9 protein-coding genes are annotated in these 9,289 nt (G+C 58.1%); 8 read left to right on the forward strand and 1 reads right to left on the reverse strand.

Annotation, left to right across the window (positions count from 1 at the left end; genetic code table 11):
- The first annotated feature begins 97 nt into the window (after positions 1 to 97).
- From KGB06_RS10025 to KGB06_RS10060, 8 genes are all read left to right on the forward strand, one after another.
- Positions 98 to 3,010 carry an aminotransferase gene (locus KGB06_RS10025; RefSeq protein WP_223514751.1) on the forward strand — a complete coding sequence of 971 codons (2,913 nt, stop codon included), beginning with the start codon at positions 98 to 100 and terminating at the stop codon, positions 3,008 to 3,010.
- Between the two features lie 301 nt (positions 3,011 to 3,311).
- Positions 3,312 to 4,190, forward strand: a complete 879-nt coding sequence (aguB, locus tag KGB06_RS10030; protein ID WP_223514754.1) for an N-carbamoylputrescine amidase — start codon at positions 3,312 to 3,314, stop codon at positions 4,188 to 4,190.
- Positions 4,191 to 4,195: 5 nt separating this feature from the next.
- Complete coding sequence (gene aguA, locus KGB06_RS10035; protein ID WP_223514756.1) at positions 4,196 to 5,302, forward strand: agmatine deiminase; 1,107 nt, start codon at positions 4,196 to 4,198, stop codon at positions 5,300 to 5,302.
- Between the two features lie 247 nt (positions 5,303 to 5,549).
- Positions 5,550 to 5,762, forward strand: a complete 213-nt coding sequence (locus KGB06_RS10040; protein ID WP_223514759.1) for a hypothetical protein — start codon at positions 5,550 to 5,552, stop codon at positions 5,760 to 5,762.
- A 290-nt stretch (positions 5,763 to 6,052) separates the two neighbouring features.
- Positions 6,053 to 6,802: a 2OG-Fe dioxygenase family protein gene (locus KGB06_RS10045; RefSeq protein ID WP_223514761.1), complete on the forward strand. Its 750-nt coding sequence runs from the start codon at positions 6,053 to 6,055 to the stop codon at positions 6,800 to 6,802.
- A 46-nt stretch (positions 6,803 to 6,848) separates the two neighbouring features.
- The gene (locus KGB06_RS10050; RefSeq protein ID WP_317849377.1) at positions 6,849 to 7,262 is read left to right on the forward strand and encodes a GNAT family N-acetyltransferase; all 414 of its coding nucleotides are present in this window, start codon (positions 6,849 to 6,851) and stop codon (positions 7,260 to 7,262) included.
- Positions 7,259 to 7,975 carry an AzlC family ABC transporter permease gene (locus KGB06_RS10055; RefSeq protein ID WP_223514764.1) on the forward strand — a complete coding sequence of 239 codons (717 nt, stop codon included), beginning with the start codon at positions 7,259 to 7,261 and terminating at the stop codon, positions 7,973 to 7,975. The genes KGB06_RS10050 and KGB06_RS10055 overlap by 4 nt, the downstream gene beginning before the upstream one ends.
- Positions 7,954 to 8,271, forward strand: a complete 318-nt coding sequence (locus KGB06_RS10060; protein WP_010464672.1) for an AzlD domain-containing protein — start codon at positions 7,954 to 7,956, stop codon at positions 8,269 to 8,271. The genes KGB06_RS10055 and KGB06_RS10060 overlap by 22 nt, the downstream gene beginning before the upstream one ends.
- Here the strand turns inward: KGB06_RS10060 and KGB06_RS10065 are convergent.
- Entirely contained in the window at positions 8,188 to 9,114 is a 927-nt protein-coding gene (locus tag KGB06_RS10065; protein WP_223514767.1) for a LysR family transcriptional regulator, read from the reverse strand. The two genes, KGB06_RS10060 and KGB06_RS10065, sit on opposite strands and share 84 nt — an antisense overlap.
- Positions 9,115 to 9,289: the final 175 nt, after the last annotated feature.

A 9,289-nucleotide genomic window follows, 5' to 3' on the forward strand; every position in this document is an offset into this window, starting at 1 on the left:
GTTGGTCGTATTTGGGATTTACAGCGTCAACGGGGGGTTGATTATCGACCGATGCAGTGGCGATATAAGCGCCTAATAACATTTCAGAGGTCGCTGTATGCCGCTCGCCACGTTGATTCACCGCGCCAGTTTGCCCAGCCCGCAAGTGTCTGCGCAGCAAGCGCTTGAGCTGCTGGAAGGGCATTACGGGCTGAGCGGGAAGTTGCAGGCTCTTGGCAGCCAGCAGGATCTCAACTTTCGCGTCGATAGCGACCAGGGGCGTTTCGTCCTGAAAATCTGCCGTGGTGATTATGCGGCGCTGGAGCTGCAAGCCCAGCACGCGGGGCTCAAGCATCTGGGCGAGCACTCTGGCGTGAAGGTGCCGCGAGTGATCTCCGCCAAAAACGGTACTGATCTGCTCACGCTGGAAGTCGCGGGGCAATCGGTGCACGTGCGTCTGCTCGACTACATCGAAGGTCAGTCGCTCACCCACCTCGATCACCTGCCGGGAGCCGTGGTCGCCGGTTTCGGTCAGCTGTGCGGCGAAATGGACCTGGCGCTGGCCGTTTTTGACCATCCGGGCCTTGTGCGCACGTTGCAGTGGGATGCCCGTCACGCCAACGCATTGATCGGCCATTTGCTGCCGGTCATCAAGGATGACGCGCAACGCAGGTTGATCGCCGTTGCCGCCGAACGTGCCGAACGTCACTTGCAACCGCTGGTGGATAGGTTGCCGGTGCAGGCCATTCACATGGACATCACTGACGACAACGTGGTCTGGCAGCGCGACTTGCAACGTCAATGGCAATTGCAGGGCGTGATTGATTTCGGCGACCTGGTCCGCACCTGGCGCATCACCGATCTTTCGGTGACCTGCGCGGCATTACTGCACCACGCCAACGGCGATCCGTTCTACATTTTGCCGGCGATTGAGGCCTATCACGCGGTCAATCCTTTGCAGCATGCAGAACTGCTGGCGCTCTGGCCGCTGATCGTCGCGCGTGCGGCGGTGTTGGTGCTCAGTGGCGAGCAGCAGGTCAGTATTGATCCGGGCAACCAGTACAGTCGCGACAACCTGAACCATGAGTGGGAAATTTTCCGCGTGGCCACGTCGGTGCCGCTGGAATTGATGGAAGCGGCGATCCTGGCGTGCGTTGGCCAGAGCCTGCCGAGCATCGGCAGTGAAGGATTCGCTCCGTTGCTGCCAAGTCTGGTGGGGCGCGAGTTTGCGCTGATCGATCTGGGCGTACTCAGCCCGCATTTCGAGGCGGGTAACTGGGAGCAAGAAGGAATCGATCAGCGACTTCTGACCGAAGCCGCGGCGACCCACGGCCTGGCAGCCAGTCGATATGGGCAATATCGGTTGTCGCGGACTCGTCCAGACAGTGCGGCCGAACCGGACACATGCCCGTTGCATGTCGAGTTGCGAGTGCCCCACGGCACGGCGGTTGAATCGCCCTTTGCCGGTGTGGTTCATCAGCCGGCGGCGGGTGTGCTGCAACTCGACGGGCCGCAACTCAGTGTACGGCTTTGGGGCGTGACCCCGTCGCTGCACACCGGCGCGGCCCTGGTCAAAGGCCAGGTGCTGGGCTCGGTCAGCGGGCCTCTGATTGTGCAGTTGAGCCGAGGCACGGCTTTCAATGCTCCGCTGTTTTGCACACCTTCGCGCACCTTGGCGTGGCAAGCCTTGTGCCCATCGCCGGCGGCATTGCTGGGACTGGCCTGTGACGCTGAAGAGGAACTCGATTCGCAGACGCTGCTGGCGCGCCGTAGCGCCAGTTTCGCGCGAACCCAGAAGCACTATTACGTCGACCCGCCGCGCATCGAACGCGGCTGGCGCAACCACCTGATCGACATGCAGGGCCGCTGCTACCTCGACATGCTCAATAACGTCGCGGTACTCGGCCACGGACATCCGCGCATGGCGGCGGTCGCCAGTCGTCAGTGGTCGCTGCTCAACACCAACTCGCGCTTCAACTATGCGGCGGTTGCCGAGTTTTCCGAACGCTTGCTGAAGTTGGCGCCGGACTCCATGGACCGCGTATTCCTGGTCAACAGCGGCAGCGAGGCCAACGATCTGGCGATTCGCCTGGCATGGGCTTACAGCGGCGGGCGCGACATGCTCAGTGTGCTTGAGGCCTATCACGGCTGGACCGTCGGCGCCGATGCGGTGTCGACATCGATTGCCGACAATCCCAAGGCCTTGAGCAGCCGTCCTGACTGGGTGCATCCGGTCATTGCGCCGAACACGTATCGCGGCGAATTCCGTGGCCCGGACAGTGCACCGGACTACGTGCGCAGCGTCGAGCACAACCTGGCGAAAATTGCCGGGCAAAAGCGTCAGTTGGCGGGTTTCATTTGCGAGCCGGTGTACGGCAATGCCGGTGGGATCTCGTTGCCACCGGGCTATTTGCAGCAGGTCTACGCGATGGTTCGCGCGCAGGGTGGCGTGTGCATCGCCGACGAAGTGCAGGTTGGTTACGGGCGCATGGGGCATTTCTTCTGGGGCTTTGAAGAGCAGGGCGTGGTGCCGGACATCATCACCATGGCCAAAGGCATGGGCAACGGCCAGCCGTTGGGCGCGGTGATCACGCGGCGGGAAATCGCCGAAGCGCTGGAGGCCGAAGGTTATTTCTTCTCGTCGGCGGGCGGCAGTCCGGTCAGCTGCCAGATCGGCATGGCGGTGCTGGACGTAATGGAAGAGGAAAAGCTCTGGGAAAACGCTCAGGTGGTGGGCGGGTATTTCAAGGAGCGACTGGAAGCGCTGATCGATATTCATCCGCTGGTGGGCGCGGTGCACGGCTCTGGCTTCTATCTGGGTGTCGAATTGATCCGCAACCGCGACACCCTGGAACCGGCGACCGAAGAAACCACCGCGCTGTGTGATCGCCTGCGAGAGCTGGGGATTTTCATGCAGCCGACCGGCGACTTCCTCAACGTTCTCAAAATCAAACCACCGATGGTGACCTCGCGGCAGAGCGTGGACTTCTTCGTGGACATGCTCTCCAAGGTGCTCACGGAAGGCCTGTGAACACATAACCCTGTAGGAGTGAGCCTGCTCGCGATTGGGCAGGATCAGTCAACATCCATGTTGAATGTTCGACCGCTATCGCGAGCAGGCTCACTCCTACAGGGGATCGCGCTAATCAGATAGATATCGGCTTTTTAGTAAAAAAACATGACGGATGGTTTTCTGGTGGCTTCTAAAGCCGATATTTATCGGCTATAAAGTCACCGCAGCCTCGCTGTGGTCGATCCACAGCCTGTGCTTCTCATTTCTGTCATGGGTCGATGCCACACTCGACCCCAAGCCTTTGCTCAGGAGCCGATTCATGAGCCGTATCGTTACCGTCGCCGCTACCCAGATGGCCTGTTCCTGGGACCTTGAAGCCAATATTGAAACCGCTGAGAAGCTGGTCCGTGAGGCTGCAGCCAAAGGCGCGCAGATCATCCTGATTCAGGAACTGTTCGAAGCCCCGTACTTCTGCCAGAAGCCGAACCCGGATTACCTGCAACTGGCCACGACCGTTGAAGACAACGTCGCCATCAAGCACTTCCAGAAAGTCGCCAAAGAGCTGCAAGTGGTGCTGCCGATCAGCTTCTACGAATTGGCCGGACGCGCGCGCTTCAACAGCATCGCGATCATCGATGCCGACGGCTCCAACCTCGGGATTTATCGTAAAAGCCACATCCCGGACGGCCCTGGCTACCACGAGAAGTATTACTTCAACCCGGGCGATACCGGCTTCAAAGTGTGGAACACCCGCTACGCGAAAATCGGCGTGGGCATCTGCTGGGATCAGTGGTTTCCGGAGTGCGCGCGCAGCATGGCGTTGCAAGGCGCGGAAATCCTGTTCTACCCGACCGCCATCGGCAGCGAGCCGCACGACAAGACCATTTCCTCCCGTGATCACTGGCAGCGCGTACAACAGGGGCATGCCGGCGCCAACCTGATGCCGCTGATCGCCAGCAACCGCATCGGCAACGAAGAGCAGGACGGCTACGACATTACCTTCTATGGCTCGTCGTTCATCGCCAATCAGTTCGGCGAAAAAGTTCAGGAGCTCAACAAAACCGAAGAAGGTATTCTGGTGCACACTTTCGACCTCGACGAGCTGGAACATATTCGCAGCGCGTGGGGTTCGTTCCGTGATCGTCGCCCGAACCTGTACGGCGCACTGAAAACTCTCGACGGTTCCCTGGAGTCCTGATTGTCATGACCACTTTGCACACCACGCCTCGCGCCGACGGCTTCTATATGCCGGCCGAATGGGCGCCACATACCCAGACCTGGATGATTTGGCCCGAGCGCCCGGACAACTGGCGCCTGGGTGGCAAACCGGCGCAAGCCGCACACGTGGCGGTGGCAAAAGCCATCGCGCGTTTCGAGCCGGTGACCGTCGCTGTTTCCGCTGGCCAGTACGAAAACGCTCGCGCCCGTCTCGACGTGCCGAACATTCGTGTGGTGGAAATGTCCAGCGATGACGCGTGGGTTCGCGACACAGGCCCGACCTTTGTCATCAATAACCGTAGTGAAGTCCGGGGTGTGAACTGGGACTTCAACTCCTGGGGCGGTTTCGACGGCGGCCTGTATTCGCCGTGGAACCGAGATTCGCAAGTCGGCGGCAAAATCCTCGAGATCGAGCGCAGCCAGCGTTATCGTACCGAGGGCTTCGTGCTCGAAGGCGGTTCGATTCACGTCGATGGCGAAGGCACCCTGATCACGACCGAAGAATGCCTGCTCAACCGCAATCGCAATCCGCACCTCAATCGTGCAGAGATCGAAGCGGTGCTCAGCGCGAATCTGGCTGTGGATAAAATCATTTGGCTGCCGGACGGTTTGTTCAACGACGAAACCGACGGCCATGTGGATAACTTCTGCTGCTACGTGCGCCCGGGTGAAGTATTGCTGGCCTGGACCGATGACCCGCAAAACCCGAACTACCCGCGCTGCCAGGCGGCAATGAACGTGCTGCAAAACAGCACCGACGCCAAGGGTCGCCCGTTCACGGTGCACAAGATGCCGATTCCGGGGCCGCTGTATGCGACGCAAGAAGAGTGCGCCGGTGTCGACCCGGTGGACGGCACTCAGGAGCGCAATCCGACTGTTCGTCTTGCCGGTTCTTACGTGAACTTCCTGATCGTCAACGGCGGGATTATTGCGCCGAGCTTCGATGACCCGCTGGACGGCCCGGCAAAAGAAATTTTGCAGACGCTGTTCCCGCAACATGAAGTGGTGATGGTGCCAGGCCGGGAACTGTTACTGGGAGGCGGTAACATCCACTGCCTTACCCAACAGCAACCTGCGCCGCACAAGGAGTGAGTGAGGTTGTAACATCTTGAGTCAATTGCAAAAACTGTTGAGCAGATGTTAATCCTCCCTTCTATATGAAAAGCCCGCAGCCCTAAAGGACTGCGGGCTTTTTTGTATCCGCTTGTCGACAGTACCGAAACATTGGCACAGCTCTTGTATCTATCACCGCGCGAAACAGGGAGGGGGGGAGAACTGCGATGTTCTGTCATAAACCTTGGATAAGTTAGCCGCTCACGAACCAGGAGAGAGCGCTGAAATGAACGCCGAAGTAAACGTAGTGAGCGAGCGGGCGTTGCATCCCCTGGCAATAAATGGCGAATCGCTCCAGGATCTTGCGCACTGGTTGAAGTCCAATGGAATGCGTCAGATCAGTGAACCTGATCCGCGTCGGACGATGATCGAGCGCTACCCCGCTGGTTTATTCAGTGAGGCGGAACTGGAAGCGTTGTGGGATGTGATGGAAGGATAAGAAGAAAAAACAAAGGATTGATAAAGCGCTGCCGGGATGGCGGCGCTTTTTTATGGGCGATGGTTTTATGAGCGACAAAAAATCGAAAAACCCCCGGACTGGTTCGGTGGGTTTTTTGCCTCATTACAGTAAAAAAGCACTAAAAACGGCTGTTCTCAGTCGTAAAAAGTGGAATTCAAGCCACTTCAAACGCCGTTTCAAACCGTGCTTGAGATGCCTGAAATTCTTTCTCATGGACGCAAATCCTGTGCTCTCTAGATTAGGTTGCTAAATGCACGGAGATTTAAAAAATGCTCGTTTTGAACAAAGAAGTGGGCGAATCGCTACGGCGCGATAAATACGTCAACGTCAAAAGTAGCGACTTCAATTTATTCGGTCACTTCTCCGACTTCGTCAGATTGACCAGAAGTTGGGAAAACATGGAGCCTGACAGTTACTACGGTCAGGCCGAGGCGGGCAATCGGTACCGTCGCTACAGCGATTTCGAGTACAACCCGGTGACGCGTGAACTGACACAGCTGGAACACCGCGCTTACGTTCAGTCCAAGGCGAACAACAGCTATGTGGGCGGAATGGTGCGGCACTTCCAGGACTTCTCCGATGAAATCATCCATTCACCGGTGATGCGCAGCCTGATTGACACGGATTTCGAGGTGTACAAAAACGTTCTGCCACCGGAACTGCACAACGAAATCTGGCAATGTCAGATTCACCAGATCCGTATCGAGATCAAGCCAGGCAAACAACTGGAGATTACCCCGGAAGGTATTCACTGCGACGGCTACCCGTTCAGCGGTGTGCATTTTTGGGGGCGTAATAACGTGGAGGGGGCGGAGAGCCGCTTGTACAGCGCCCATGAACAAGAGCATTTGGCGTCGACAACGTACGAGGAGATTCTCGATACCACTTACTTCCTTGATCGAGACATGCGCCACTACGTCACGCCGGCGCGCAATACCCATTCCCACAACATGGCTTATCGACAAATTCTGGCGATTTCCTTCTCGCGGCCCGGGACCGCTTTTGACATTGTTCGCTGAACAGCTCGACCCCATGATGAGCCTCGCCGAGTGCCCTGCACCGGTGATGTTGCGGCGCACGACGGCCAAAGATGCGCAGCGTCTGGAGCGCTTCTTTCGGCAATTCGAAGAGGTGTCTTTCTGCGAATGGCAGGACGCCAGATGCCTGCGCGGGGTGTTGGTGCAAAAAACCACCACCTCGTTTATCGCGCTGGACCTCAGTGGCGAAATCGTTGGCGCGGTGCTGGGTGGCATGCTTGGCAGTCGCGGCACTATCAACCACTTGGCGGTCAGCCCGATGTACCGCAGCCAGGGCGTTGGTCAACGGCTGGTTGAAGCGGCATCGGCGGACATGAAACGCGTGGGCGTGCTGCGGATGTTCCTGTTTGTCGACGATGCAAACCTCGCCGGTAAACGTTTTTGGAGTGCCCAGGGTTTTTGCGAACCGCGCGGCGAAAGAACATTTGAGAGAGATCTATGAATGAGACGTCCAGCAGCCAGCCGCTGATGGTCGGGCCCCGGCGTTCGCGCACCTTTGCCGAAGCCAGCCCGGTAGTGGCGGGTTATTTCACGGTGTCGTTTGTGTTCGGCCTGATGGCGGTCAATGCCGGGATGCCTGTGTGGTTGCCGGTCGCCATGTGCCTGTTCGTTTACGCTGGCGCTTCGCAGTTTGCCGCCCTGGCGCTGATTTCCAGTGGCGCGTCGCTGACCACCATTGTCCTCACCACGTTTCTGATCAACGCGCGGCACATGTTGATGTCGGTCTACATGGCCAAGGCGTTGCAGGCGATGGGGCTCAGTCGACTTGAGCGTTGGTGTTATGCGGGCGGGTTGACCGATGAATCGTTCGCTTTCCACAGCGTCAAACTGGGCAAGGGGGCGCCGGTCAATGTGCGTTACCTGATCGGCTTCAATCTGTATTGCCACACCTCATGGGTGCTCGGCGGTTTGCTCGGGGCGATTTGCGCGCAGTACGCGGCGCACTTGATCAAGTATCAGCTCGACTACGCGTTGACGGCGATGATGCTCTATGTGCTGGTTTCACTGTGCAATACCCGTAACAAACTCATCGCCGCACTGGCCGCCGTCGCTTGCATGGGCGCGCTGAGCCTGGCCGGCAGCTCGCCGTTCAACGTGTTTATCGCCACCTTTGTGGGCTGCGGGGTGGGTGTATGCCTGACCAAACGTTCCTGATTCTGGTCGTTGTATTGATGATGGCCGTTACATTTTTGCCACGAGCATTGCCGCTGCAAGTGAACACCGACCATTGGCCGCCCTTCGTCGCCCGGGCGCTGGAATACTTGCCGGTGGCGATCGTCGCTGCCATCAGCCTCACGCCGTTGTTGATCAAGGATCAACACGTGCAGCTCGATCGCCCGGAATTTTATGCCGCGATTCCGACGTTGTTATGTGCGTACTTCAGCAAAAACCTCTTTCTCTCCGTTGCGGTGGGAACGGCTGCGTACATTGCGCTCGGCTCGTTCATGTAGCGGAAGGTCGACCACGTCTTGCAACGCCTGGCCCGACAACTCAGGGTTATTGACCGCCAACCGCACTTCGAGGGCATCCTCGAAGCCAGGGAAAATGGTCAAGCCGTTACGTTGGGCCGCGTCACGGGACACCATGCCGAGGCCATCCATTTGCGTGATCAGCGACAGCGTCAGCGTCTCACTGCAGGAATAGACCATCCGTTTGCTCGATTCGTAATTGCCAAGGCCGGCGTCGAGAAAACGCAAAAAACTGTGGGAATACGGACAATCGCCGGCCGGACGCACCTGAAACTTGTTGCCGAGCAGCACCAACGGATCGTTTTCCTGGCCGCAATGAGCACCGACCACCTGCACCTGAACTTCGGGCAGGATAATGCTCGGCAACCCCGGCTGCTGCGGGCCGATCAACACGGCCAGGTCGAAATCTTCATTCTTCAGTTTGCTGAGGTTTTCCATCGACTCGGCGTAGCTGAATTCCAACTGATAGTCGGGAAATACCTCAATCAGGCGTCCGATCATTCGCCGATTGAAGTCAGACGAAAGCGTGGTGTTCAGCGCCACCTTGAGCGTGCGCTGCCCAGGCACCTTCAGCGCAGCCACTTTTTCTTCGAGTTGCCGCGTGGCCAGCAACACCTTGTCCATGTAAGGCGTGAGTTCCGAGCCCTGCGCGGTCAGGGTCAATCCCTTGTTGGAGCGACGAAACAACCGAAAACCAAACTGCTCTTCGACCTTGTTCAACTGCGCAGCCAATGCCTGCACCGTTAAACAGGAATGCTCTGCCGCCGCCGACAAAGAGCCGGTCTGCACTATGCGCATGAGGTTGCGTAGAGTTCTGCTATCCATGGGTAATGCCCTCTAAAGTGGGCTGGCTATTGTTGAGTACCTGGCCGTCGGTTGGGCGATACGTGTTGGCTATAATCCTGCACCCGAACCCGCTTGTCCCGAGTTTAGTAGCGAAATGATGTTGGCGTCCGATAGTTGGAGGGTTACGTAGGGTCGGGGTTTTTGGGGGAGGGTG

It is taken from the genome of Pseudomonas sp. GL-B-19 (assembly GCF_019956415.1).
In the GTDB taxonomy this organism is placed as follows: domain Bacteria; phylum Pseudomonadota; class Gammaproteobacteria; order Pseudomonadales; family Pseudomonadaceae; genus Aquipseudomonas.

Bases quoted from the DNA above. Each gene is read 5' to 3' on its own strand.
- KGB06_RS10025 (WP_223514751.1), top strand. From the start codon at position 98: ATGCCGCTCGCCACGTTGATTCACCGCGCCAGTTTGCCCAGCCCGCAA.
- aguB (WP_223514754.1), top strand. From the start codon at position 3,312: ATGAGCCGTATCGTTACCGTCGCCGCTACCCAGATGGCCTGTTCCTGG.
- aguA (WP_223514756.1), top strand. From the start codon at position 4,196: ATGACCACTTTGCACACCACGCCTCGCGCCGACGGCTTCTATATGCCG.
- KGB06_RS10040 (WP_223514759.1), top strand. From the start codon at position 5,550: ATGAACGCCGAAGTAAACGTAGTGAGCGAGCGGGCGTTGCATCCCCTG.
- KGB06_RS10045 (WP_223514761.1), top strand. From the start codon at position 6,053: ATGCTCGTTTTGAACAAAGAAGTGGGCGAATCGCTACGGCGCGATAAA.
- KGB06_RS10050 (WP_317849377.1), top strand. From the start codon at position 6,849: ATGTTGCGGCGCACGACGGCCAAAGATGCGCAGCGTCTGGAGCGCTTC.
- KGB06_RS10055 (WP_223514764.1), top strand. From the start codon at position 7,259: ATGAATGAGACGTCCAGCAGCCAGCCGCTGATGGTCGGGCCCCGGCGT.
- KGB06_RS10060 (WP_010464672.1), top strand. From the start codon at position 7,954: ATGCCTGACCAAACGTTCCTGATTCTGGTCGTTGTATTGATGATGGCC.
- KGB06_RS10065 (WP_223514767.1), bottom strand. From the start codon at position 9,114: ATGGATAGCAGAACTCTACGCAACCTCATGCGCATAGTGCAGACCGGC.